Origin of the sequence: Brevibacterium aurantiacum (genome assembly GCF_007558825.1) — a bacterium.
Classification (GTDB): domain Bacteria; phylum Actinomycetota; class Actinomycetes; order Actinomycetales; family Brevibacteriaceae; genus Brevibacterium; species Brevibacterium aurantiacum_A.
Map to the genome: position 1 here is coordinate 54,309 of NZ_VLTK01000014.1, position 24,904 is coordinate 79,212.

At 63.2% G+C, this 24,904-nt stretch carries 24 protein-coding genes; 16 read left to right on the forward strand and 8 right to left on the reverse strand.

All coding sequences use genetic code 11. The features are described 5' to 3' along the window. Window positions 1-13: 13 nt before the first annotated feature. Window positions 14-1,324 (reverse strand): glutaminase, encoded by a 1,311-nt coding sequence (locus tag FO013_RS18780; protein WP_313900595.1) that lies wholly within the window; start codon window positions 1,322-1,324, stop codon window positions 14-16. 91 nt (window positions 1,325-1,415) lie between these two features. On the opposite strand from FO013_RS18780, the gene FO013_RS18785 reads away from it, so the two are divergent. From FO013_RS18785 to ltaE, 6 genes are read left to right on the forward strand one after another with little or no spacing between them, the layout of a single operon-like run. Beyond that, window positions 1,416-2,069: an isochorismatase family protein gene (locus FO013_RS18785; protein ID WP_143924094.1), complete on the forward strand. Its 654-nt coding sequence runs from the start codon at window positions 1,416-1,418 to the stop codon at window positions 2,067-2,069. Between the two features lie 10 nt (window positions 2,070-2,079). Next, window positions 2,080-2,532, forward strand: coding sequence for a MarR family winged helix-turn-helix transcriptional regulator (locus FO013_RS18790; RefSeq protein ID WP_143924095.1), 453 nt, complete (start codon window positions 2,080-2,082; stop codon window positions 2,530-2,532). A gap of 36 nt (window positions 2,533-2,568) precedes the next feature. Continuing rightward, window positions 2,569-3,627 carry a pirin family protein gene (locus tag FO013_RS18795; RefSeq protein ID WP_143924096.1) on the forward strand — a complete coding sequence of 353 codons (1,059 nt, stop codon included), beginning with the start codon at window positions 2,569-2,571 and terminating at the stop codon, window positions 3,625-3,627. Between the two features lie 54 nt (window positions 3,628-3,681). After that, window positions 3,682-4,059: a GNAT family N-acetyltransferase gene (locus FO013_RS18800; protein ID WP_143924097.1), complete on the forward strand. Its 378-nt coding sequence runs from the start codon at window positions 3,682-3,684 to the stop codon at window positions 4,057-4,059. Next, window positions 4,056-4,523, forward strand: a complete 468-nt coding sequence (locus FO013_RS18805) for a carboxymuconolactone decarboxylase family protein (RefSeq protein WP_143924098.1) — start codon at window positions 4,056-4,058, stop codon at window positions 4,521-4,523. The genes FO013_RS18800 and FO013_RS18805 overlap by 4 nt, the downstream gene beginning before the upstream one ends. A 4-nt stretch (window positions 4,524-4,527) precedes the next feature. Next, the gene (gene ltaE, locus FO013_RS18810) at window positions 4,528-5,556 is read left to right on the forward strand and encodes a low-specificity L-threonine aldolase (protein WP_260848264.1); all 1,029 of its coding nucleotides are present in this window, start codon (window positions 4,528-4,530) and stop codon (window positions 5,554-5,556) included. Between the two features lie 13 nt (window positions 5,557-5,569). Here ltaE and FO013_RS18815 read toward each other — a convergent pair whose 3' ends face one another. Further along, window positions 5,570-6,745, reverse strand: coding sequence for an MFS transporter (locus FO013_RS18815; RefSeq protein ID WP_260848265.1), 1,176 nt, complete (start codon window positions 6,743-6,745; stop codon window positions 5,570-5,572). A 195-nt stretch (window positions 6,746-6,940) separates the two neighbouring features. Between FO013_RS18815 and FO013_RS18820 the strand changes: the two genes are divergently transcribed. After that, window positions 6,941-8,251 carry an Nramp family divalent metal transporter gene (locus FO013_RS18820; protein ID WP_143924099.1) on the forward strand — a complete coding sequence of 437 codons (1,311 nt, stop codon included), beginning with the start codon at window positions 6,941-6,943 and terminating at the stop codon, window positions 8,249-8,251. 255 nt (window positions 8,252-8,506) lie between these two features. Here FO013_RS18820 and FO013_RS18825 read toward each other — a convergent pair whose 3' ends face one another. Then, a complete protein-coding gene (locus FO013_RS18825; RefSeq protein WP_143924100.1) occupies window positions 8,507-10,009 on the reverse strand; it encodes an amidase in 1,503 nt (500 codons plus the stop codon). Between the two features lie 123 nt (window positions 10,010-10,132). Between FO013_RS18825 and FO013_RS18830 the strand changes: the two genes are divergently transcribed. From FO013_RS18830 to FO013_RS18865, 8 genes are all read left to right on the forward strand, one after another. Continuing rightward, entirely contained in the window at window positions 10,133-11,722 is a 1,590-nt protein-coding gene (locus FO013_RS18830; protein ID WP_260848266.1) for a peptide ABC transporter substrate-binding protein, read from the forward strand. Window positions 11,723-11,741: 19 nt separating this feature from the next. Beyond that, window positions 11,742-12,668: an ABC transporter permease gene (locus FO013_RS18835; protein ID WP_143924101.1), complete on the forward strand. Its 927-nt coding sequence runs from the start codon at window positions 11,742-11,744 to the stop codon at window positions 12,666-12,668. Beyond that, window positions 12,661-13,557, forward strand: coding sequence for an ABC transporter permease (locus FO013_RS18840; protein WP_186293206.1), 897 nt, complete (start codon window positions 12,661-12,663; stop codon window positions 13,555-13,557). Before FO013_RS18835 ends, FO013_RS18840 begins: the two co-directional genes overlap by 8 nt. A 243-nt stretch (window positions 13,558-13,800) precedes the next feature. Beyond that, window positions 13,801-14,415, forward strand: coding sequence for a GbsR/MarR family transcriptional regulator (locus FO013_RS18845; protein WP_143924103.1), 615 nt, complete (start codon window positions 13,801-13,803; stop codon window positions 14,413-14,415). Next, window positions 14,408-16,036, forward strand: a complete 1,629-nt coding sequence (locus FO013_RS18850; RefSeq protein ID WP_143924104.1) for a dipeptide ABC transporter ATP-binding protein — start codon at window positions 14,408-14,410, stop codon at window positions 16,034-16,036. Before FO013_RS18845 ends, FO013_RS18850 begins: the two co-directional genes overlap by 8 nt. Continuing rightward, window positions 16,033-17,550 (forward strand): M14 family zinc carboxypeptidase, encoded by a 1,518-nt coding sequence (locus tag FO013_RS18855; RefSeq protein ID WP_143924105.1) that lies wholly within the window; start codon window positions 16,033-16,035, stop codon window positions 17,548-17,550. Before FO013_RS18850 ends, FO013_RS18855 begins: the two co-directional genes overlap by 4 nt. Then, window positions 17,547-18,191 carry an FMN-binding negative transcriptional regulator gene (locus FO013_RS18860; RefSeq protein ID WP_143924106.1) on the forward strand — a complete coding sequence of 215 codons (645 nt, stop codon included), beginning with the start codon at window positions 17,547-17,549 and terminating at the stop codon, window positions 18,189-18,191. Before FO013_RS18855 ends, FO013_RS18860 begins: the two co-directional genes overlap by 4 nt. Window positions 18,192-18,203: 12 nt before the next feature. After that, on the forward strand, window positions 18,204-19,718 hold the full coding sequence (locus tag FO013_RS18865) for a leucyl aminopeptidase (protein ID WP_143924107.1): 1,515 nt from the start codon (window positions 18,204-18,206) through the stop codon (window positions 19,716-19,718). A gap of 62 nt (window positions 19,719-19,780) precedes the next feature. Here the strand turns inward: FO013_RS18865 and FO013_RS18870 are convergent, their stop codons facing one another. Together FO013_RS18870 and FO013_RS18875 are read right to left on the reverse strand one after the other, a co-directional pair. Then, a complete protein-coding gene (locus FO013_RS18870; RefSeq protein WP_143924108.1) occupies window positions 19,781-20,803 on the reverse strand; it encodes an aldo/keto reductase in 1,023 nt (340 codons plus the stop codon). After that, window positions 20,800-21,243: a MerR family transcriptional regulator gene (locus tag FO013_RS18875; RefSeq protein WP_143924109.1), complete on the reverse strand. Its 444-nt coding sequence runs from the start codon at window positions 21,241-21,243 to the stop codon at window positions 20,800-20,802. The genes FO013_RS18870 and FO013_RS18875 overlap by 4 nt, the downstream gene beginning before the upstream one ends. A gap of 137 nt (window positions 21,244-21,380) precedes the next feature. On the opposite strand from FO013_RS18875, the gene FO013_RS18880 reads away from it, so the two are divergent. Continuing rightward, window positions 21,381-21,944 (forward strand): dihydrofolate reductase family protein, encoded by a 564-nt coding sequence (locus FO013_RS18880; RefSeq protein ID WP_143924110.1) that lies wholly within the window; start codon window positions 21,381-21,383, stop codon window positions 21,942-21,944. Window positions 21,945-22,005: 61 nt separating this feature from the next. Here the strand turns inward: FO013_RS18880 and FO013_RS23180 are convergent, their stop codons facing one another. The 3 genes from FO013_RS23180 to FO013_RS18895 are packed head-to-tail and all read right to left on the reverse strand — an operon-like array spanning window position 22,006 to window position 24,729. Next, on the reverse strand, window positions 22,006-22,443 hold the full coding sequence (locus FO013_RS23180; RefSeq protein ID WP_313900596.1) for a DUF3263 domain-containing protein: 438 nt from the start codon (window positions 22,441-22,443) through the stop codon (window positions 22,006-22,008). Continuing rightward, window positions 22,355-23,389, reverse strand: a complete 1,035-nt coding sequence (locus FO013_RS18890; RefSeq protein WP_143924112.1) for a CNNM domain-containing protein — start codon at window positions 23,387-23,389, stop codon at window positions 22,355-22,357. The genes FO013_RS23180 and FO013_RS18890 overlap by 89 nt, the downstream gene beginning before the upstream one ends. Beyond that, window positions 23,386-24,729 carry a hemolysin family protein gene (locus FO013_RS18895; RefSeq protein ID WP_143924113.1) on the reverse strand — a complete coding sequence of 448 codons (1,344 nt, stop codon included), beginning with the start codon at window positions 24,727-24,729 and terminating at the stop codon, window positions 23,386-23,388. The genes FO013_RS18890 and FO013_RS18895 overlap by 4 nt, the downstream gene beginning before the upstream one ends. Between the last annotated feature and the right edge of the window lie 175 nt (window positions 24,730-24,904).

Consider the following 24,904-nt stretch of genomic DNA (forward strand, 5'->3'; position numbering starts at 1 on the left):
CGCCGAGGTGGTCTCACTCGGTTGCGTCGAACGGTCGCGTTCCGTCGCCTAAGTCGGGTTCCGGCAGCTTCCTGCCCGGGTCGATGAGGCCGACACTGTGCCCATCGAGTACGAGACGGCGCATGCCTTCGAGAGCCATACGCCGGCCGACATCGGTGAAGTCGTCGACGCGACTGGTGTCGAAGATGACGGTCGCGGTCGACGGCTGGTGAGAATCGAGGCTGTCGAGGAGTCCTTCGGCGCCGACGAAATTGACGACGCCCTGCAGCTCGACGATCGTCAGGTCGCCGTCATCGCGAACCCCTCGCAGTGCGCGAGAGCCGAACGCCTCCGTTTCCATGAGATGCAGCCCCATATCCGCTGACAGGCGGCGGAACACCTTCACACCCCGGACGCTGTTGCCGTGATCGTCGAGACGAGGTGAGAAGGACCCGATCCCGACCTGCCCCGGCAGCGCGCCGAGGAGACCGCCGGCGACGCCGCTCTTGGCCGGAATGCCGACATCGTTGAACCATGACCCTGCCGCGTCATACATTCCGGCCGCAGCCATGACGGACAACGTGCGCCGGGACGCATGGCGGTCGATGATTCGCTGCCCGGACACGGGGTGGACTCCTCCGGCAGCGAGTGTCGCCGCCATCATCGCTATATCGCGCACAGTGACAGTGATCGAACACTGGGCCGTGTACCCGGCCACAACGTCATGCGGGTCATCGTCGATGATGCCGTAGCTGCGCAGCATATGAGCAATCGACAGGTTCCGGTCGGCCGTGGCCAATTCGGATTCGCGAATGGACTCGTCGATCGACAGCCTGCGTCCCGCCAGCTGCGAGAAGAAGCCGAGGGCGCGCTCCACCCTCTCCTCGATGGATGCTCCGGGCCCTACGAGGAGGCTGTGAGCCGTGATCGCACCGGCATTGATCATCGGATTGCGGGGACGGTGGGAACCTGTCTCCAGAGACAGTTCGTTGAATGCCTCTCCGGAAGGATCGACTCCGACATGATCGGCGACGATGTCCTCTCCGCGATCGGCCAGCGCCGCCGCATAGGCGAAGGGCTTCGACATCGATTGGATGGAGAACTCGACATCGCAGTCGCCGGCGGTATAGGAGCGCCCGTCGACTGTTGTGATCGCGACCGCGAACAGCTCAGCATCGGCGGTCTTGAGGCTAGGAATGTAGTCCGCGACGGCACCGCCGTCCCCAGAGCGAAGACTGTCGAGAATCTCGGTCAGATAGTCAGGGATCGGTGTTCGCATGGGTGTGCCCTTCTCGAAGAGTGCGATCGTCAAGCGGTCAGCGCCGACAACCCTGGACATGTCCATCCAACTATGGAATTGTTGTCAATGCAACAAGTTGTGCGTATGCACCAGGCCGAACCACGAGTTCGACCCCGATCCCTGAGGAGTTGCCGATATGACCGACGCTCGTTCCAAGACTCAACCCGAACCGGTCCGCGATCCATCCACTGACCGCCTGCTGACTCCCCAGAACTGTGTGGTCGCGCTCATCGACTACCAGCCGGAGCAGTACGGAACTGTGCGCTCGGCAACCAAGGAACGCATCGACCTCAACGTCCTCGCCGTGTGCAAAGCGGCCATGAAGTACGAAGTCCCGGTCATCCTGTCGACTGTCGGCGTTGATCTGGGGGTCAATAAGTCCACTGCCGAGGCGATCAGAGCCGAGCTGCCCGGAGTCGAGGAGATCGACCGGACTGGCGTCAATGCCTGGGAAGACGAAGACTTCCGACAGGCGGTCGAAGACACCGGCCGGAAGAAGGTCGTCATGGCCGGCCTGTGGACGGAAGTCTGCTTGACCTTCCCCACGCTGGACATGCTCGCTGAAGGCTTCGAGGTCTATCCCGTTGCTGATGCCGTGGGCGGAATCAGCAGCGACTCCCACCACTGGGCCCTGGAACGCATGATCTCCGCGGGTGCATCGCCGCTCACCGCGATCTCCTTCGCCTCCGAACTCATGCGCAATTGGGCCCGAGAGGACTCCGATAATCTGCGCGAGATCATGAACTGGTACTTCCCGCTGAAGAACGAACTCGACAAGGCCGGGAAATAGGAAACGAACCATGGAACTGGCCGGCTGCGGGCCCATCACCGTGTGGCGACGGATGCTTGAGAAGCACGCAGACCTCGTCGACACTCTGGAGGCCAAGCTCCGCGCCGATCACGGCCTCACGGCCACCGAGTTCGACGTCCTCATCAATATCCCGTCGACGACCACGATCCGCCACCGCGAACTTCTGCACCAGATTGTGCTCAGCCGCAGTGCGCTCTCACGATTGCTGGGTCGCTTGGAGACACGTGGACTCGTCACCCAGACCTCAGATTCGACCGATCAACGCGGAGTCTGTGTGGAACTGACACCCGATGGACTGCGATTGAAACGCGAATCTGCACGCACCAACGCAGACATCGTCCGCACCGCCTTCGCTGGTTTGACGGAAGAGAATCTCAGCGTCCTCCTCGATTTGGTCGATCAGATCCAACCGAGTCCAGCAGAACCGAGCGGACCACGATGACCGCCGAGGTGGGTCGGCAGTGAGAAGGAGACACCAATGAGCAACGTCGAAGCCCAACCTGACCAAGTGGTCTGCCGGGCCGGTGGCCTGCCCGGACCGCAATGTGATGAGCGAGGCCGCTCGCCGGTCGAGATCATTCCGTCTCGAGACGTGCCCCTCGGAGGGCCCCGGGCGATGACCGTGCGCCGGACCCTGCCCCAGAGGCAGCGTTCGCTCATCGGCCCGTGGTGCTTCGTCGACCACTACGGTCCCAATGATGTTTCAGGCTCAGCGGGTATGGACGTCGCTCCGCACCCACATACCGGTCTGCAGACCGTGAGTTGGCTCTTCGAAGGAGCGGTCCAGCACATCGATTCCGGCGGACATGCCGGCCTGGTGCTGCCCGGGGAAGTGAACCTCATGACCGCAGGGCGCGGCATCTGCCACTCGGAGGTGTCGACGGAAGACACGTCGAATCTCCACGGGGTCCAACTGTGGTTGGCCCTGCCTGATCACACCCGCCACCAGGAAGCACGCGAGTTCGAGCACTTCGCACCCGAGGTCACGAGCTTCGACGGAGGCGAGTTCCTCGTCTTCCTCGGCCAGCTGTGGGGTTCGGCCTCACCCGTGAGCACCCATTCGCCCCTTCTTGGCGCGGAGATCCGTCTGGATCCCGGCGCAAGCGTCGACCTTCCCGTCGATGAGACCTTCGAACACGGTGTCCTCGTCGACGCCGGCGACATCACCCTCGAGAACGTTCCGCTGCCGGTCAACTCCATCGGATACACCGGCGTCGGCCTGAAGGAGATGCGCATCAGCAACCGCGCAGACACCACGGCACGGGTCGTCCTCCTCGGCGGTGAGCCGTTCCCCGAGCAGATCGTCATGTGGTGGAACTTCGTGGGCCGCACCCACGAGGAGATCAGCCGGTTCCGGCAGGAATGGCAAGACGAGGGTGATCGGTTCGGCGAGGTCGAGGGCTACGTCGGCCAGGGCGGGCCAGGATCCAACGCCGAGGGCCTCGGACGCCTCCCCGCGCCGAGGCTGCCCGACGTGACCATCAAAGCGCGCAGAAATCCGCCGCCGCAGGTTCAGGGCGGGCCCGAGAGCAGCTGAGCACACCTCAGCGATTGTGAGTTCACCATAGTGATGAGAGCAGAGGAGAAAGCAATGAGCGAAGCACTCAAGGATTCCACGGGCGCAGACGTGCATGTGGAACTCGATGATCAGGGACAGTCCTACGTCATCACAGTCGACGGCGGTGAGGTCGCCGGTCACGCCTACTTCCTTCCCGGGCCGGAGGCCGAGACTGAACGGATCTTCTACCACACGGTCGTCGATGAGGCCTTCGGCGGTCGGGGCCTGTCGAAGGTTCTCGTCGCACAGGCTCTGGCCGACTCCCGGGAGAAGAGCATCACCGTGGTGCCGGTCTGCCCGCTGTTCGTGAAGAAGCTCAATGACACCGGAGACGACTATCAAGCTGAAGGCGGTCGATTCCGCAAGGCAACCGGTGCGGATATCGACATCGTCAAGAGGCACGCTGAATGAACGCCAATCGCCCGTATGTGGACAAGACCCACCCAGAGGTCTACAAGGCCCTGGCGCAGACCGCCACCGCATCCCGCAAAGCCGCTCGGGCGGCCGGGCTAGGCGACGGTCTCATCGAACTCATCAACATGAGGGTCTCTCAGATCAACGGCTGCCGGACCTGTTTGAGTATCCACGCCCCGGCCGCACGGAAGGCCGGCATCGATCAGCTCAAGCTCGACGTGCTGCCCAGCTGGCGTGAGGCCGAGATCTTCGATGACAGCGAGAAATCCGCACTCCTCATCGCCGAGACGCTGACCATCCTCGACAAGAGCGCTGATCGTGACGAGATCGCCGCCGAGGCGGGACAGCATCTGAGCACCGAGCAGATCTCCGCCATCGAATGGACAGTGACGCTGATCAACGCGTTCAACAGAATCTCGATCGCGAGCAATCACCCGGTCGTCGGCGCGAAAGCAGTGTGATCACATGGGCCACAGAATGATCCCGGACGTCGACTTCCGCTCGGACACGGTGACCCGGCCCAGCGAGGGAATGCGCAAGGCCATGGCCGACGCCGAGGTGGGCGACGCAGTCTATGACGAAGACCCGACGACCAACCGGTTGGAGTCGATGACCGCCGAAATCCTCGGCAAGGAAGCGGGACTGTTCTTCCCGTCGGCAACTCAGGCCAACCTCGCCGGGATCATGGCCCACTGCGGACGCGGCGATGAGTACATCGTCGGTCAGACCGCACACGCCTACCGCGACGAAGGCGGGGGAGCAGCAGTCCTGGGATCGATCCAGCCCCAACCTCTGCCCAACGAACCCGAGGGCATCATCGATCTCGACGCGATCACCTCGGCGATCAAGCCCGATGATTTTCACAATCCGGTCACCCGACTGCTGACCTTGGAGAACACCTTCAACGGTCGTCCCCTGCCCGAGGGCTACGTCGCGGAGGCGACCGAGCTGGCGCGCAGCCACGGCTTGTCGACCCACCTCGACGGGGCGCGAATGATGAACGCGGCCGTGGCCACGGACAGCAGGCCTTCATCCGTCGCGAGTGACTTCGACTCGGCCTCTCTGTGTCTGTCGAAGGGCCTCGGCGCACCAGTCGGTGCTGTCTTCGCCGGACCCAGAGACCTTGTTGATCGAGCCAAACGCATCCGCAAGCTGCTCGGCGGCGGAATGCGCCAGACCGGGGTGCTCGCCGCAGCCGGGATCTATGCGCTCGAGAACAACGTGAACCGTCTGCGTGAGGATCACGATCGGGCAGATCGTCTCTCCGAAATGTTCAAGGACTTTCCCGAACTCGGTGCCGCTGAGGCGCGGACCAACATGGTCTTCCTCTCCCCAGACGGCGTCGACATGCCCGCCTTCGCAGCCTTCCTCGCCGAACGCGGCATCATCACCGGTGCCGGACACGGAAAGCCGCGGTGGGTCACGCACCTGGACATCGACGATGAAGCGATCGAGTCAGTGCGGCGGGCGTGCAAGGAGTACTTCGGGCGGTAGTCTCTTCGTCGGCTCAGCCGTTCCGCGGTCCGGCAAAGGTGCGGCGGCTGATGACGATGGTGAACGTGAGCCCGAGTGCCACGAGGCCAGTCATCGCGAACAGCAGCGTCCACTGGTCGTTGTCGCCGAGAGCGCCTCCGACCGATGTGCCCAGTGCACTGCCAGCGAACAGGCATCCTGCGAAGAGAGCGACGACGGTTCCGCGCGCCCGCGGGAGGACAGCCGTGGCCCAGGTCTGCAGCGAGGAATGCTGGAAGGACCAGGTTGCTCCGAGCAGGAGTGCGGCGATGATGACTGTCAGCGTGGACAGATGAACGGTGAGGACGGCGAATCCGATCACGGTCGCAGCGCCGCCGATGACCATGAGCCGGGGCATGCTCAGCCTGCGACTGAGCACCTTGACCATGCGGCTGGTGATGATGACGCCGACCCCATAGGCGGCAGTGGCGAGACCTGCGACTGCCGCGCCGACTCCCTGAGATTGCAGTGCTGGTGCGAGCAGGGTCAGAACGCCGAGGACCACAGCGCCTTCCACGAACGCCAGACTGATGACGATGAGGACCCAGCGGTTGGTCACCGCCGCCTGGAGGGTTGAGAAGACTCCGATCTGCTCCTCGCGGGCGGGTTCGCGCAGCCGCCGAAGACCGAAGACACAGCCCACGGCCAGAACCGCGGGAATGGCGAAGACGATCCGCCAATCGGCGAAGTGCGCGAGGACCCCGGCCAGCGCTGTGGCACTGGCAGTTCCGACGGCGATCGCGGCCATGAGATCGGTCAGCGCCGGCTGCCGATGAGCCTCGGCGACGGTGTCCCCGACATAGGTCATGGACGTGGGAACGATTGCTCCGTAGAACGCACCCGATAAGGCGCGAGCGATGACGAGGATCGTCAGGGTCGGCGCGAAGGTCGCCACCACTCCTGCCGCCGCCGCGGCAATCAGAGTCGCCTTCATCAGAGGGATGCGCCCGATGCGATCGGAGAGCACTCCCCAGACGGGTTGGCTGATGCCATAGGCCAGAAAATAGGAGCTGGCGATCGTCAGTGCCTGAGTCAGAGTCGCACCCAGATCGGCCGCGACGAGAACGATCAGAGGACTGATCGCGAAACGGTCGAAGCTGCTGACGAACGCGGCCAAGGAGACGGGCACCGGAGGCCGCGTCGGGCCTGGCGGGACAGCGACAGTACTCACGCTGGACTACTGTACTCCGAGCGGGGCAGACGTCTGACGGCGATCTCAGTGACCGTGGGTGAGTGCTCCTGGCCCAGTTGTTTCCCGGGTGTTGAGACCAGACCGTGGGAATCTCGAGGATCGGCCATACTCACCTGAGCGAACGACGCCAGCGCCGTCGTCGACGAACACCTGTGAAGGAGCCACACCCCACTCATGTCCGCCGAAACGACACCGCAGACCAAGGGCGCCACCACCTCGGCGCCGGCAACATTGACCGGACGGCTGCGGCTGATCGGACCGGGCATCGTCCTGGCCCTGGCCAGCGTCGGAGCCTCAGACATGATCACGACGATGAACTCCGGGGCCGAGTACGGGCTCGCGCTCATCTGGGTCTTCACCGTCGGCATCCTCCTCAAATTCGTCCTCTCTGAGGCGGTCTCCCGCCTGCAGATGAGCGGTGACCGGTCGCTGCTGTCCCACCTGACCTCATTCGGCGGGCGTCTCTTCCCAGCTCTGTTCCTCATCGCCGAGCTGCTCGTCGGTCTCTTCTTCGGTGCGGGCGTCATCGCCGTGACGACGAACATCCTGCAGGCGCTCTTTCCGGTGCTGCCGTTCTGGCCGACGGCGGACGTCGTCCTGCTCTCCGCTGCGGTCCTCGTCGGCATCGGACGCTACGGTCTGGTTGAGAAGGCGATGATCGGCTTCGGCATCATCATGTTCTTCGGCATTCTTGCCCTCGCGATCTCCGTGTTCCAGGGCCAGAGTGCCCAGGAGGTCGCTGCAGAGACCATTGCCCCGACCTTCCCGAACGGGTCGATCATCACCGTCATGTCGCTCATCGGCGGCGTGGGCGGTGCGACGGGAATCCTCGCCTACTCGTACTGGATCCGTGAGAAGTCCTGGCGTGACGCCCAGTGGAAACCGGTCGTGCGCATCGACCTGTTCATCAGCTACGGACTGGTGTTCGTTTTCGCCGTAGCCATGAGCGCCGTGGGTGCCTTCATCCTCTACGGGCAGGGTTTCACGATCGCCGACAACGGCTCGCTCTTCGCCATCGCCGACAGCCTGGTCACCCGCATCGGTGAACCGGGTCGCATCATCTTCCTCATCAGCTTCCTCGCAGTGGTCTACACGAGCGTGCTCGGCGGATTCTCCGGCATCGCCTATGTCACCGCCGACTGCATCCGGGTGCTGCGCCGCTTCCCGCATCAGGACAAGCCTGAGTTCGAGATGTCGGCGAAGTCCGTCGAGTTCCGTGGCGCAATCGTCTACCTGTCCGTCGCCACATTGATCATCATGGGCCTGGGCAAACCGGTCACCCTGGTGCTCATCTACGCCGCGATCAGCGCCTTCATCCTGCCGGTGCTCGCGATTGCCCTTCTTGTCATCCTCAATCGAACTTCGGTGCCGGCGGCACTCCGGAATCGCCGACTGTCGAATGTGCTCCTGAGTGTGTGCTTCCTGCTCTTCGGCTTCCTCGCTGTGCTGCAGGCCAGGGAGTCGGTGATGGGGCTGCTGGGGTAGCAGATATTTTCCGGGTAAGGGTTTGCCGCCCCACCAGGACAGACGGTGAATAACGGGTTCGCATGCGCTACCTTTTTCCAGGTCCGGCTCGCTCCCGTCCGGAGCAAATCCACGTCGGATTGTCGACGATGTTGCGGGTTCCTCTGACCAGTGAGTGAATGGAGTCCAATTTCGGTGTGACTCCTATCTGGGCCGAGTGATGGTGAATCGTGGTGAAGTAGTCTGAAGCAATTGACTAACTGAGAACCCCGATGTTCACAGCACCGGCGTTTGCCTGTGATGGTTAGTCAGCTCCTCGAACGCCTGGCAAGCAAGCAGGAGCTCGACGTCCTTACCCGGCGCAGCGACGAACTGGACTCCGACAGGTAACCCGTCGGCGGTGAAGCCGGCCGGGACGGAGACAGCTGGGCAACCAGTCGCCGAGACGATTGTGGCAGCACGCATCCATTCCAGGTAGTCCGCGAGATGCTGCCCGTCGATCTCGTGCGGATATTCGATGTTCGCATCGAAGGGTGCTACTTGACTCGCGGCGAGAACGAATAGATCGTGATGGGAGAAGTACTCCTCGACCGAGGCCTGGAGGCGGCACCTTGCTTGGTCCGCTTCGATGAGATCGTCGACCTTGAGGTTAAGTCCCAGCTCCGTATTCCACACGACTGCCTCTCGCACTTCGCGGCGATGGTCCCTGACGAACTCACGATAGTCGACTGCGAAGTCGTAGGCGCGCCGGATGTGGAACACCTCATCCGCAGCGTGCAGATCGGGCAGGGTCTCGTCGACGCAAGCTCCCGCCGCCGCCAGGACCCCGGCGACTGGGCCGAGGACGTCGGCCACTCGACGTTCAACGGGGATGAGCCCGCCGAGGTCGGTTGAGAATCCGATCCGCAGTCCCGTCAGGCCGCTGCCGGGCTCGTGATGCTCTGGCTCGGCAAATTCCCAACGGTCGAATACTGATGCGGGTTCGGGGATGGACGAGGGGGCGCCGGCCGCGGGTCCACACGCAACCGACATGAGCAGTGCAACATCGCTGACCGTGCGCGCCATGAAACCTGTCTGAGCGAGCCATTGCCAGGGGTTTGCTGGCAGAGCATGCGGGATACGTCCGTTCGACGGTCGCATCCCGACGATGTTTGTGAACGACGCCGGTGTGCGTAGCGATCCGCCCATGTCCGAGCCGTCGCCGGAGGCCTGCACTCCGGCAGAAATGGCAGCGGCCGCACCGCCCGACGAGCCGGCGGTCGACTTTGTCGTGTCATAAGGGTTCACCGTAGTGCCGAAGATGTTGTTGAACGTGTGCGAACCGGCGGTGAATTCGGGAATGTTCGTCTTACCCGAGCTGACAACGCCGGCGTTCCGCAGACGGGCGATGATGAGAGCGTCCTCGCTTGCGACATTGTCGAGCAGGAGCTTCGACCCGCGCGTCGTCGTCCAGCCCGCGACATCGTTCGACTCTTTGTGCGTGAGGGGTACTCCGTGCAGCCGCCCGAGGCCGCTGCCGGCCAGGTTCGTCGACCTCTGGCATCGAGCCGTTATGGCGTCAGCGTTGGCGGCCTGCGCATGAGCCCGGCCGTCGTCCCGGGTGACGACTGCGTTGAGAACCGGGTTGACGGAGTCGATGCGCGCCAGCTGATCGCTAAGCACCTCGCGCGAAGACACCTCGCGGCGGGCGAGCCGGGAGGCCAGCTCGCGTGTGCTCAGCCAGGTGAGTTCGGACTCGTGGGCGTGATCGTCGACAGGTGTCGGAGGCAAAGAGGACATATATTGATATTACAAGATTTTGAAAATTCTGAAAGTTCAGTATAGTGTGTAAAGTGAGCGGCGGTTTCCCAACCATCGATCTTCATCCATCGCCACTCGCCATTACGCTCAAGGAGGAGCTTCATGCGAGGTCTAATGCAGGGCATTGCCGCAGTGACGGCAGTCTCGGCCCTTTTGTTGTCAGGATGCGGCAACTCGGGAGAGGGGAAGGAAGGTCAGCCTGCCGAAATCGTCATCGGCTCGTCGGACCCGGTACCTAATCTCACACCCGGCCGGCAGACGAATGCCTTCGGATTCGCCATGTCGGTATTCAGTCCACTCACCTTCGTGGACAAAGACGGCAAGCTCAGCTTTGTGGCTGCGAAGTCCGTGGAGAGCGACGATCAGAAGAACTGGACCGTCACACTGCGTGACGGGTGGACGTTCCACGACGGCTCTCCAGTGACCGCCGAGGACTATGTGGACAGCTGGAACACGGTGGCATACGGTCCCAACGCCTTTGAGAACTCCGGCCAGCTGTCCGAAATCGAGGGCTACGCCGACCTCAACCCCAAGAAGGGCCAGCCTAAGACGAAGGAGATGGACGGGCTCAAGGTCAAGGACGATCAGACTTTCACTGTCGAGCTCGATCGTGCGGACAGCCAATTTCCTATTCAGCTTTCCCAGGCCCAAACAGCATTCTTCCCGATGCCGCAGAGCGCCTTCGATGACCTCGAAGCATACGGGAAGTCGCCGATCGGCAACGGACCGTTCAAGGTCACGACCGGGTGGACCCAAGGCGAGCCAGTGGTGGCGGAGGCGTACGACGAGTACGCGGGGAAAAGGCCGACAGTGTCCGCGCTCACCTGGGTTCCTTATTCTGACAATCTCACTGCTTACAACGATGCCCTCGCAGGCAACGTCGACGTTCAGCGGCTTCCGGCCACTCGAATGAATCAAGTATCCGACGACTTTGACAAGGACCACATCTTCTCTTTTGGCGGACCGGCCATCAGTTATCTGAGCACGCCGTTCTGGGACAAGCGCTTCGACGACAAACGTGTCAGGCAGGCGATCTCCATGGCTATCGACCGTGACACGATCAACGAGAAGGTCTACGGCGGACTCAATAGATCGGCAACAGCCTGGACTCCGTCCATCATGCCCGGCAACCCCGACGGTATCTGCGGCGAATACTGCAAATACGACCCCGAGGCCGCAGCCACGTTACTCAAAGAGGCCGGCGGATTCGAGGGACAGCTCACGCTCAATTTCCCCGGCGGGGCCGGTCACGACGATCTCTACAATGCCGTGGCGAATTACCTCAATCAGAACCTCGGCATCGATACCGTGGCCAAGCCCTCGGTCGGCTGGGCGGAATTCACCGAGGACCGGAACAACGAGAAGCTCGACGGTCCATTCTTCGCCCGGTGGGGTGCCCTCTATCCCAGTCAGCAGTCGACCCTTCGCGCCTTCTTCTCCGACGCGCCCAACTGCACGAACTGCGGCGGACCGCCCTCCGCCGAGGTTGAGAAGGCGATCAACGTGGCCGATTCGAGCGGGAACAACAGCGATGCGGCCTACGCCGATGTGCAGAAGACCATCGCGGAGGACTTTCCCGTGATCCCAATGTTCGAGGAGTCATACAACTTCGTCACCTCCGACAAGATCACCGATCTTCCGACGTCGGCCGTCGGAGAACCGCAACTAGCCGACATCGTGCTCGGCGACTGAGCGAGAGCTGCCTCTGACTATGACTCAATACGCAGTGCGCCGGCTCCTGGAACTCGTCATTGTCTTCTTCGGTGTCACGTTTATCATCTACTGCGCGGTCTTCCTCCTGCCCGGTGACCCGATCGCGGCATTGGGTGGCGACAGGCCATTGCCGGGGGCGGTGCAGCGGCAACTGCGCTTGCAATACGGCCTCGACCTTCCGATCTGGCAGCAGTATTTGAACTACCTCGGCGGTCTCCTCCGCGGTGACTTCGGGACCACGTTCACGGGCCAGTCGGTCGGCGAGCAGATGGCGAGGAGATGGCCGACGACAATCGCCTTAGCCCTGACAGCGTGGACATTGACCGTGCTTATCAGCGTCGGACTCGGGCTCGTCTCGGGATTGCGACGTGGATCGGGAATCGACAAGTCCGTATTACTCGGCACTATCGTCGCCGAATCCGTTCCGATCTTCGTTTTGGGCGTCATGGCTCAGTACGTGTTCGGTATCAGAATGGGGTGGGCACCGGTTGCCGGGGTGAATGCCGGCTGGCCCGCCGCCTATCTGCTCCCGGCACTCGTCGTTGCCGTTTACGGACTCTCGGGAGTCTCGCGGCTGATGCGTGGCAGCGTCATCGACACCATGCAGTCAGACTTCGTCCGCACGCTCAGGGCTAAGGGGATGACGAAGCGCAACATCGTCGGCCTGCACGTGATGCGCAATGCAGCGGCTCCGGTGATGACGGTGATCGCGATCCAGCTCGGATCCCTACTGGGAGGAACAGTGGTCGTTGAAGCCATCTTCAACATCAACGGCGTTGGGCAACTGCTGTACAAGGCGATTCAGGACCAGGAGGGGACCACCGTCGTTGGCGTCGCGACCACTCTGGTGTTCATTTTCCTAGTCACCAATGTCCTGGTCGACATCCTCTCAACCGTTCTCGACCCCAGGATCCGCAATGACTGAACCATCGACGATCAACATCGCGGCCCGTCCCGATCGGGCGACCACTTATGGTCTGTGGGGTACTCTGCGGCGACGCCTCCAGTTCTGGATCAGCATCGCTCTGCTGGTCATTCTGGCCCTCATCGCCGCATTTCCGGGGCTGATTGCCGGACTCTTCGGAGAGAAAGACCCCCGTTCCTGTGATCTCAGCGCATCCAACAGCGAGCCGGTACCAGGGCACCCCTTCGGCACGGACGTCCAAGGCTGTGACGTCCTCGCTAATGTACTGTTCGGCACCCGGACATCGCTGTTCATCGGCATCGCCGCGACGGCGATATGCCTGATCATCGCGGTGATCGTCGGCACCCTCGCGGGCTACCTCGGCGGATGGGTCGATTCTCTTATCGCGCGCATGGCGGACGTGTTCCTTGGATTTCCATTCCTCCTTGGCGCCATCATTGTGCTCAACACAGCTCCCAGCCGGACCCCGCTGCTCATGGCGTCGGTGCTCGCCTTCTTCTCTTGGCCCACGTTCGCTCGCCTCATCCGGGGCTCCGTCCGGGGCGTACGCGAGAGGGAGTACGTGCAGGCGGCCTTTGCCATAGGGGTGTCCCATTTGCGGCTGGTGCTCACGCATGTGCTCCCAAACTCCCTCGCACCGACCCTGGCGATTGCCGCGACTGCGGTGGGCGGCGTCATCGGTGCCGAGGCGACGTTAACCTTCCTCGGCGTCGGCCTCGTCGAACCGTCGATTTCCTGGGGCCTCCAACTTTCGACAGCACAGGCTCATTTCCAAGCGGCACCGCACACCGTCGTGTTCCCGAGTCTCTTCCTTACGATCACGGTGATCAGCCTCATCATGCTCGGCGATGCGCTCCGCGATGGCCTCGATCCTCGGGGGAGGCTGTGACGGCGTTGACCGGGCCAACGTGGACGGTTGCACCCGATGCCCAGTACGGCGCCGTTTTGACGCTCACCGAGTTGACCCAGACTCGGGCGGACATCCATCGGATACGTAGTGTTGGATATTGGCAGCGCCCATCGCATGCCCCGGACATGAAGGCACGAGCCCTCGTGGGGAACAGCTCTGGCTCACCCAGAACCACCTACCCCCCCGTTCCGGCTTGCACATACACCTGAGGAGGTCCGAATCATGCAGTTAAACGAATCGGGAGATTTAGACAACACCGCACAGCCGGAGACTGAGCTGCCGAGCGAAGGTTCGGTGTCGGAATTGACCCCCGATATTCGCAACTTCATCGATCGGTTCACCGACGCCTGGGAGATGATGCGCGGCAAGCGCATCAACGGCCGCGTGCTCGGACTGCTCATCATCACCGACGAACCGTACCTGTCCTCGGCCGACCTCGGCCGCCTCCTCAACGCCAGCAACGGCGCGATCTCGACGGCCACTCGGGCTCTTGTGGGCTCGGGCTATATCAAGGGGGTGTCCCTGCCGAACAGCCGCAGCCGGTATTTCAAAGCCGAAGACGACGTCTGGGGCAATTTTCTCAGCCGGGAGAAGCTCGCGCTCACCCGCATGTCCGAGGTCCTAAGATCAGGTCTTTCCACCGAACCCGGTTCACAACCGGGGCCGGCTCGCCGTCTGCGAAACGGCAGCCGCTACATGGATTGGGTCGATCAGTTCCATCACAACCTCCTTGAGCAGTGGCGTACATACAGGGACCAAGAAGAGGACACGCCCCCGCCGCAGGAGCTGCCGAAGGAGATGGTCGACTGGATCCGCCGAGAGGAGAAACATGAGTGAACCGAGACTGAGCGTCGAAGAACTAAAGGTCGAATTCCGAGGTCAGAACGGCGCAGGGGTGCGTGCGGTCGACGGGGTGTCCTTCGATGTCCACGACGGCGAGGTCGTGGCCGTCGTAGGCGAGTCCGGATCGGGAAAGTCAGTGACAGCGATGAGCGTTCTCGGGCTTCTGCCGAAGAACGCGACGACAACCGGCAGCATCAGACTAGGGGGCGAGGAGCTGGTCGATGCCGGCCTCGAGGCGCTCGAGGCTGTACGGGGCAGACGAGCGGCGATGATCTTCCAGGATCCTTTCGGCGCCCTCGACCCCGTGTTCACGATCGGTTTCCAGATCCGTGAGGTGCTGGGGAAGCACTTCCCTTCGCTCACAGGTCCCGAACGCCGGCAGCGGGTCCTCGACCTGCTCACGGCAGTCGAGCTCAGCGAGCCGGAGAAGCGGATGTCGGCCTTTCCACACCAACTTTCCGGCGGCCAGGCCCAGCGCGTGGTCATCGCCATGGCATTGGCCTGCGAACCCGAACTTCTCATCGCCGACGAGCCGACGACAGCGCTTGACGTGACTGTGCAGAGGGAAATCCTCGACCTGCTGATCGGGGTTCGGGAGAGAACCGGCACGGCCGTGCTTATTATCACCCACGACATGGGAGTCGTGGCCGATGTGGCCGACCGTGTCGTGGTAATGCGCAGGGGCAGGATCGAGGAGACCCAAACCGTTCACGGGCTATTCACTCGGCCGACGGCCGAGTACACACGTCAGCTGTTGTCATCGGTACCGCGTCTGGGGGCGGGTGACCGACAAGGTGTCGTGGAGGGCCATTCGGTGCTCGTCCTCGATGAGGTGAGCGTCGAATACCGGCAGCGATTTAGGGCTGTGCGCGCAGTCACCGGGGCGAGTCTGCACATCGATCGCGGAGAGATCCTCGCACTTGTGGGGGAATCCGGCTCCGGGAAGTCGACGCTCGGCAAGTCCATCGTCGGTCTGGCACCGGTGAAGAGCGGACGTGTCCTCGTCGACGGTGTCGATATTTCGTCCGTGCGCGGCAAAGATGCCATCGACTACAAAAAGCGGGTCGGCGTGGTGTTCCAGAATCCCCTCGGCGCCCTCGACCCGAGGTACACGATGGGCGAGGTTATCGGAGAACCTCTGCGCGTGCATGCCGGACTCAAGGGCCGACCGCTCGCATCGCGCGTCAATGAACTCCTCGAAGCGGTGGGCCTCGAACCGAGTTGGTCGGGGCGTTACAGTCACGAACTCTCCGGAGGCCAGAGGCAGCGAGTGGCTATCGCGCGGGCGATTGCGCTTGATCCCGTGCTACTCATTGCTGATGAGCCGACCTCGGCCCTCGACGTCTCAGTGCAGGCGACGATCCTCGAGTTGTTTCGCCGACTGCAGACCGAGCTGCGCTTCGCGTGCCTCTTCATCAGCCACGATCTGGCAGTCGTAGACAGTCTCGCCGACCGAGTCGTCGTCATGCGCAACTCGCGAATCGTCGAAGAGGGCAGCCGCAACGAGGTGCTGACCCATCCACGGGAGGACTACACGAGGCGACTCCTCGAATCGGCACCGATCCCGGACCCGGACCTACAGAAAAAGCGACGACGAGAAAGAGAAGCCCGATGATCCCCGACCAGACGATGCAGTCCGTGTCCGATGCCGAAATCGTCGAACGCGCAACTGCGCTTCCCGAGTTCCACGCATTCCCCACTGTGGACGAGCTCCTGGCGCGACTCGAGAGTCTTCGGGTGGAGTTTCCGGACCTGCTTACGGTCAGGCGAATAGGGACATCACGCCTGGGCGAACCGATCTCCCTCTACACGCTGAACGTTGATCGACACCACCCCTCGAGTGCCCCCAGTCGAGACGCTTATGAACACGAAGGCTCCGGCGAGCCGCGGAACCGGGGGCTCATCGTCGGAGGCGTGCATCCCAACGAACCGATCGGTTCGCTCACCATCATCCAGGTGCTCACTGACTTGCTCGCGGACAACGTCCTTCGCGAGCGGCTCAACATCGAATGGCATGTCATTCCCTGCGCCGATCCCGACGCGATGCGTCTCAACGAGGGATGGTTCTCTGCCCCCTTCGACGGCGAGACGTACTTCCGGAACTTCTATCGTCCCCCGGGCAACGAACAGGTTGAGTGGACCTTCCCTGTCAGCTACAAGGAGAAGTACTTCGATGAAATGATGCCGGAGACGCAGGCACTGCAGCGAGTCATCGATGATGTCCGGCCCGACTTCTACGTACCCCTGCACAACTCGGAGACCGGCGGCGCCTACTATTATATGTCGCAGTCGTTGTCCGACATGGTCCCGCTGCTCCACCGGTTGCCGGCGGAGTTCGGGATCCCCCTCCACCTGGGAGAACCCGAGTCCGCCCACAGCCAAGTGGTCGCCCCCGCGGTGTTCGCGGCTGGCTCCGTCGAACGGGTCTACGAATGGCGCGAGGCCAACGGTCTCGACCCCGTCCCTGAAGGCGGTGCCGGTCAGTCCTCGACGAGCTACGCCCGCAGGTACGGAACGGTCTCCCTCATCGCCGAGCTGCCGATCTGGAAGACGTTCGGCGCCGACGACACGAGCCACTCGACCGCGAACTACGCAGCCCTTCTGCGCGAAGCCGGCGAGGCGCTGATGGCGACGGGGAACCAGCTCACGGAGCTGATGCGGCAGGTCCATCGCAACCTGACCCTGGACTCGCCGTTCCTGCGCAGCGCCCGCGCCTTCATCCCCGGTATGTACCGGGCCGGGGAGCTGATGATGAGGCGGGCCACGATGCCGGAGAACGATCGGCTCGCGACGGTAGCCGAGCGGCCCCTCTCCATCGTCTGGATGTACCGACTTCGATATGGAGGGGCACTGCTACGCGCGCTCTCCGCCGAGGTAGCCGCTGGAATGGCCGGGGTGCGTGTCCGCCGTGCCGCGGATGACCTCGAAGCGATTTGGAGCCGGTGGCTGAGCCAGCGGCTAGCGCGGGAACAGACGGAGGGGATCCCGATACGCGGAGTCGTCGGCGTTCAGTATGGCGCGGTCATCGGATTGGCGGCCCGTGCACGCGCCTTGGGCGAGACGGACCGCACGAACAGCACCTCTTCAGTCGTGAATGACCTTCCCAAGGTCGAGGAGGGGCGGCGATGAGAGACAATTCGGACTATGCACTCAGGGACGTCGACACCGTCGCCGACCTTGTGCGCGAGTACCCGTGGACGACGTTCGTCAGCCACGTTCCTGAAACCGGTCTCATCGCCTCCCACTATCCGGTCCTCCTTGACGAGGAGGCATATGCCTCAGGGAGAGGCATCGTTCTTCTCAGCCACATGGGCCGACCTGATGAAGAAAAGCACGACCTAGGAAACCACGACGTCCTTGCGATTGTCCAAGGACCCCATGGTTACATCTCACCCTCCTGGTACGGGTATCGGCCGAACGTCCCCACCTGGGACTTTGCCGTCGCGCACCTGACTGGGACCGTCGAGATCCTCCCCGACGAGGAAAACCTCCGGACGCTCGACCGGCTTGTCGAGCACTTCGAGAAGGACCTGCCGGACCCGCACCTGCTGCACGCGACGAAGGAGAACAGTGACTACGCCGCGCGGATCGTGCACGGCACGGTGGGTTTCCGGATAAATGTGGCCTCGATCGAGGCCAAGGAGAAGATGAACCAAGACAAGCCTGTCGCATCGATCAGAACCATCGTCGAAGAACTCTGTGGACCGGGCCTGCACCACAATCCGCGTCTGGCCGCGCGAATTGCCGCCGTAAATCACCTCGACATCTGAGAACGGAGAATCATGTCCACACGCCTGCCCGAACTGATCCGAAGGACCCGCTATCCCGCCGAACTCGATGCGGAAGTCCTCGTCGTCGCCGTGGTGAAGAACGGGGACGACATAGGCATCGAAGCTCCGCTGCTGGCCCCCTCGGTGATCGACGCGTTGACCGCAGCGGCCCGGGCCGTCGGGCACACGGGAGCAGTGGACACGACGTCGAGGATCCCGGCGCCGATCGGCCTCGGGGCCGCCTCGGTGATCCTCACAGGAATCGGAAGACCGGATGAGCGCAGCGATGCGACCGAGATCAATGATGTGCTGCGTATCGCCGCCGGTTCAGCCCTACGGTCTCTGGCCGGCGTGGCCTCAGTAGCGGTGCTCCTGCCGATTGAGGACGCCATCGGTGCGGAAGCCGTGGCGATCGGGGCGATGCTGGGCGCCTATCGCGATACGAGGTTCAAGTCCGAGGCGCCGCGGCAGCAGGCCCTCGAGCGGATCGTCGTCTGTACACCTGACTCGATCGACGCCGACATCGACCGTTCTACGATCATCGCGGACGCCGTCGCCGCAGCTCGGGATCTCGTCAACGAACCTCCTCTCGACCTGTACCCCGAGACTTTCGCCAAGGCGGTCGTCCGGGAGGCGAAGGCGAGCGACGTTCGCCACCTCGTCTCCGTGACAGTCGTCGACGACACCGAGCTTCGGGAACGAGGATTCGGGGGACTTACCAGCGTCGGAGAGGGGTCGGTGCGCGGTCCCAGGCTCGTCAAAGTCGAGTACGCGCCTGAGGAAGCTGCCCGACGGCTCGCCTTCGTCGGCAAGGGCATCACTTTCGACTCCGGAGGGATCTCGCTCAAGCCGTCGGCGAAGATGGAGAAGATGAAGTCCGACATGGCAGGTGCTGCCGCGGCGGTTGAAGCGCTGTTCGCGATCGCGCGCCTGGGACTGCCGATCGCTGTCACGGCCTGGCTGGCTCTCGCCGAGAACATGCCGTCGGGATCAGCGGTGCGTCCGGCGGATGTACTTCGGATCTACGGGGGAAGAACTGTCGAAGTGACGAATACGGATGCCGAAGGACGTCTTGTCCTCGCCGACGCATTGGTCGCGGCGCAGGAGGAAGACCCGGACCTCATCGTCGACATCGCGACGCTCACCGGCGCCCAGGTGGCTGCCCTCGGCTATCGGACCTCTGGCGTGATGGGTACAGAGACGGCACGCGAGCGGGTTGTGTCGGCGGCCGATTCTGTTGGCGAGCCGATGTGGGCGATGCCGATCCCGAGGGAAATGATCGGCTACTTTGACTCCACGACGGCCGACCTCAAAAATGCTGGCGCCCCCGGCGGCGGCATGCTCGCGGCCTCGGCCTTCCTCCGGGAGTTCGTCGAAGACGGCACCGAATGGGCTCACCTTGACGTCGCCGGTCCCGCGATCAACGCGGACTCCGCCTACGGCTTCACTGTCCTCGGGGGCACCGGCGTACCGGTGCGCACCCTCGTTGAACTCGCCGAGAACGAGGTCAGAACGGCTATGAGCTGAAGTCAGGTACCAAACCCCATACAGACACGAATATCCCGGCGTCGGGACTCTGGACTTGCCCGTCACTCCCGCCCGGAGCTGATCCAGGTCGGATTGTCGACGATGTTCCGGGTGCCCTCCACCAGCGTGCGGATGGCGTCGAGCTGTGTCATGTCATCGGCATCGAGGAGCAGATCTACGGCCCCGAGGTTCTCCAACGCACGTTCGGCCTTGCGCGATCCTGGGATCGGTACCGCGGAGACTCCCATCTGGTCCGCGCGCTGCAGAAGCCAAGCCAGCGCGACCTGAGCGTTTGTGGCGTCGTGACGGCGAGCCACCTCGGCGACGATATCGACGATCTTCTGGTTGGCATCCCACGACTCGCCCATGCGGGTGGTGCCGCCGCGGAAGTCTCCGGCGACCTGTTCCTTGGTCAGCGTGCCGGTGAGGAAGCCGCGGCCCAGGGGACTGTAGGGCACGAACCCGACCCCGAGCTCGGCGCAGGCGGGCACGACACGATCCTCGACGTCGCGTGACCATAGGCTCCACTCGGACTGGAGTGCGGCGATCGGGTGGACTGCGTGGGCCCGGTGCAGCTCCTCGGAGGTGACCTCCGAGAGGCCGATGTGGCGGATCTTGCCCGCCGCAACTAGCTCGGCCATGGCGCCGACGGTCTCCTCGATCGGTACATCGGGATCCGGGCGATGGTGGTAGTAGAGATCGATCGTGTCCACGCCGAGGCGGGCCAACGAAGCGTCGCAGGCTGAGCGGGCGTATTCCGGGCGACCGTCGGTGCGTTTAGACGAGGTATCAGTCCCCTCGCGGGGTGCGGTGATGCCGAACTTCGTGGCCAGCTGGACCTCGTCGCGTCGGTCCTTGAGGAACGGGGCGAGCATCTCCTCGTTTGTTCCGGCTGGTCCGGTAGATCCTTCGCGAGGTTCGCCGTAGACGTCGGAGGTGTCGAGGAAGGTGATGCCGGCGTCGACGGCCGCGCCCAATGTGTCACGTGCTGCGTCGTCGGTGGTTCCGCCATAGACGTGGGACAGTGCCATGCAGCCGAAGCCGATGGGGGAGACGGTGAGGTCGCCGAGGTTGGTGGTTGTCATGATGTGGCTCCTTCTGAGGCGGTGGTGCCTGCGTATTTGGCGATCTTGTAGTCCGTGGTGGTCAGGGCCAGATTCAGATCGTGGATCTGGGTGAGAATGTGTTCGCGTTGGGCGGCCATGATCTGCAGACGCTGCGGTGTCGTTGCCTCCCCGGCCCGGACCAGTTCTACATAGCGCTTGAGTTGGCTGATGCCCATGCCGGAGGTGCGCATGCGCACGAGGAAGTCCAGGCGTTCGACGGTTGCCGAATCGTAGACCCGGTGCCCGGATTGGGACCTGGCCACGTGAAGCAGACCGGCCCGCTCGTAATAGCGGGCGGTGTGCGCTGTGATGCTGAGGAGTTCGCTGACCTCGGAGATCGAGAGAACCCTGTCGGAATCGACCGACAGAGCCTGCCTCAGATCTGAAGGGCGTGAGACGTCTGCCGTGTGCTGGGTCATGGAAACAAACCTACGACTGTGAGTGCACTCTAAGTCAAGGGGCAGGGGTGAACCTCATTGCGAGCCACCGATAGCGGTGCCTGAGTGTTGCCGGTTTTCCTTGATTGTTCTCGCTCGCAGCAGACATACTTGACCCTATGTCCGCGTCGCAGCAGTCTCTCCGTGCCGTCGTCTTTCTCGGGTTGAGTGTCGATGGCCGCATTGCGCGGCCGGACGGGGACTTGGAGTGGCTGACCAGCCGCGGCGAGGCCGCCGGAGATGCGGGTTTCACGCCGTTCGTGGAGTCGGTTGACGCGGTGGTGATGGGCCGGAAGACCTACGAGGCGATCGCTTCCATCCAGGAGTGGCCCTACCTCGGTCGCCCGATCCACGTCATCAGTACGACCCTCGACGCAGATGCAGACCCTCGCATCATCGTGCACCGCTCACCCGAGGCTGCCATCGACGCAGCGGAGCGAAGTGGCTGCAAGCGCGTCTACGTCGACGGTGGGGCGACCGTCCGATGGTTTCTTGCCGCCAAGCTTGTCGACGAGCTCACGCTCTCCCAAGTACCTGTGCTCATCGGCGATGGGCCATCACTGTTCGGGTCACTTGGCGGAGATGTGGATCTCGAGCACGTGCGCACCACAGTCCTCGACGGCGGGATGGTCCAGACCACCTATCGAGTTTTGGGCGGACCAACGCCTCACACGTCCGAGTAGGACGGTCTGTTCGGGGCGTTTCTCCTCTTACAGGGTGAGACTCGAGAGGTGACGCGCCGAGCTAAGAGCGGGGGCTCTTCCACCGCCCGTGCCGTCGTTCGAATGCAAACCTCTCCGCTCTCAGATGCCTGACTCGATCCACGACGTCTGGGGCGTAGCTATAGGCAGCATCCGTATCGACAAGCCCCTCAAGCACGATGGTGTACTCATCTGGTGGCAGCTCGATGCGTCGGCACAGCGCGTCGCGAGCAGCTGACGTGTGCTCTGTCTTCTCCAGGTCGAGGATCATTCGATCGTGCGCTGAGAGTTCATTCACGGTGCCGGGGACCATACGGGCCAGTGTGGCATATTGACCGTAAGGCCGACGCGGACGAGCGATCCAGGCTCGAGGATCGCCGAGGTGGTGAACCTCAGAATTCGGCACTGCGTCTGCCGGAATCGTCTGCCGAGAGCAGGTAGCTGAGCACATCGGTGACCGTGACCACCGCATGGCTGCCATCAGATCTCTCGACCAGTGCCAGCTGTGTCCCTGCATCCTTCATTGCACCGAAGGCGCGGCCGACGGTCATCGTTGCGGGCAGGACCTCGACCGAGTGAGCCACCTCGGTGATGGTGTCCCCGCCGGCGAGGCCGAGGACATCGCGGACATGGACCACGTGGGTCGGTGGTTGCCCAGGCACAGTGTGCACGAGGATGCGTCGGTGGCGATCGCGCTGTGCGGCGTCACGTACCTGAGCCACCGTCGCACCCGGTCCGACAGCAGTCGGCTGACCACGTTCTGCCACCAGTTCGCCGAGGCTGAGCTGAGTCAGCTCGAGAGCACCGAGCAGTGCATCCGAAGACTCCCGTTCGATAGTTCCCGCCTGCGCCGAATGACGCAGCAGCTCCCGCAGATCGTCCGAGGTGTGGCCCTGATCGACCTCGTCGACGGGTTCGACGCCGACGAGTCGCAGGCAGGCGTTGGCCGCGTTGTTGAGCACGTGGAGCAGGGGCCGGGTGAGGAACATGAACGCCCGCATCGGCAGCGCGAGTAGGATCGCGGAGCGCTCCGGGTGCGCCACAGCCCACGATTTCGGGGCCATCTCACCGACAACGAGATGGAGGAACGTGACGATGATGAGGGCGAGGACGAATCCGGTGAGGTCGGCGATCCACAGCGGCAGACCCAGAGCCTCGGCGACCGGCGTGATCCAATGATGAACCGCGGGCTTCGTGATCGCACCCAGTGCCAGGGTGCACGCCGTGATGCCCAGCTGGGAACCGGCGAGGAGGACGGAGAGCTCGGTGGAGCTGCGCAGCGCCGCTCTGGCCGAGCGGCTGTCGGCCGCCGCATCTTCCAGCCGGTGGCGTTTGGCGGCGATGAGGGCGAATTCCACGGCGACGAAGAACGCGCTGAGGCCGATGAAGAGAACAGTGAGGGTGACAATGACCCAGGGGTTGCTCATCGCTGAACCTCGATTCCGATCCGCAGCTGGGAGGGCACATGGGAGGACACCTCGAGGACGTCGACGGTGAGCCTGACCGGACTCGGCGCTCGTGTGTCGGCGAGCTCGGCTGGGTCGATGGGCAAGGTGATCTCGATCCGGTCACCGACCTCGGGGAAGCCCTTGGCCTGTTCGATGACAAGGCCTGAGAGCGTCTGCGCCGAGGTGGCGGGCAGTTCGCGGTGGAGCGCGCGGGAGAGCTCGTCGAGGGGCATCGCCCCCGGAGCCGTCCAGGTGCCGTCATCATCTGCGACGATCTCCTCGATCGCCTCATCGTGTTCGTCGACGATGTCACCGACGAGTTCCTCGCCGAGGTCCTCGATCGTGACGATGCCGGAGAACCCTCCGTACTCATCGACGACGCAGCCCATCTGGGCCCGGTTCTCAGCCAGGGTGCGCACGGCGTCGGGCAGGGGGAGGGACTCGGGAACGAAGACCGGCGATTTGAGCAAGAGACGCAGATCCTCGTCATCAGCAGCGGAGAGGACGTCGAGGAGATCGATCGTGCCGACCACCTCTTCGGCGTCGTTGAGTACCGGGTACCGGGAATGACCGGTCTGCATGAGGGTTCGCACCTGATGAAGCGGCGTGTCCTCGCCGATGACATCGACCCGAGACCGGGGCACGGTGGCGTGGTCGACGCTCTGCTGAGGGAAGTCGAGGATGCGGTCGAGGATGAGGGAATCCTCGTCGACGAGATCCCCGCTCTGGCGTGAGTCCGCGACGATATGTTTGAGATCGCGACGGGTCGCGGAGTGGTCGACATCGTGGACGGGTTCGATTCCCAGGACCTTCAGCAGGGCGTTCGATGCCCTGTCGAAGATCGTGATGAGCCAACCGAAGACGGCGAGATAGATCGCAGTCGATCGTGCAAGCCAGATAGCCAGCGGTTCGGGGCGGGCGATCGCGAGGTTCTTCGGGAAGAGTTCGCCGAAGACCATCTGGATGATCGTCGCCACGACCAGGGCGAGCACGGTGCCGATGACGACTCCGGTGCCGGTGGGGATCGACGTCCCACCGAGGGCCTCGCCGATGGCCGTGCCGATGAGGGGTTCGGCGACATAGCCGACCAGCAGCCCGGTGACGGTGATGCCCAGCTGAGCACCCGAGAGCATGAAAGAGGTGCGGCGAGTGATCGATTGAGCGCGCTCCGCGGCTTTGTCGCCGGCGGCCGACCGGGCGGACAGGCGAGAACGGTCGACGGCCATATAGGCGAATTCCTGGGCCACGAAGTAGCCGGTGGCCACTGTGATGAGCAGGACGACGAGCAGGCCGATGAGAAGCGAGAGAAGCCAGGTCAACGGAGTTCACCTGCCCGCGCGGGATGTTGCTGAGGTCTGATACTGCCAATGATGTCCCAGCCGGGACTTCGATAGTCGTCCATGTTCCTTCCGGAAGTCTGCATGTAGGCGGCTGACTACGATTATCCAGATGAAAGCTGACAGCGCGCTGTGGGTGGGCGTGGCGAAGGGCCGG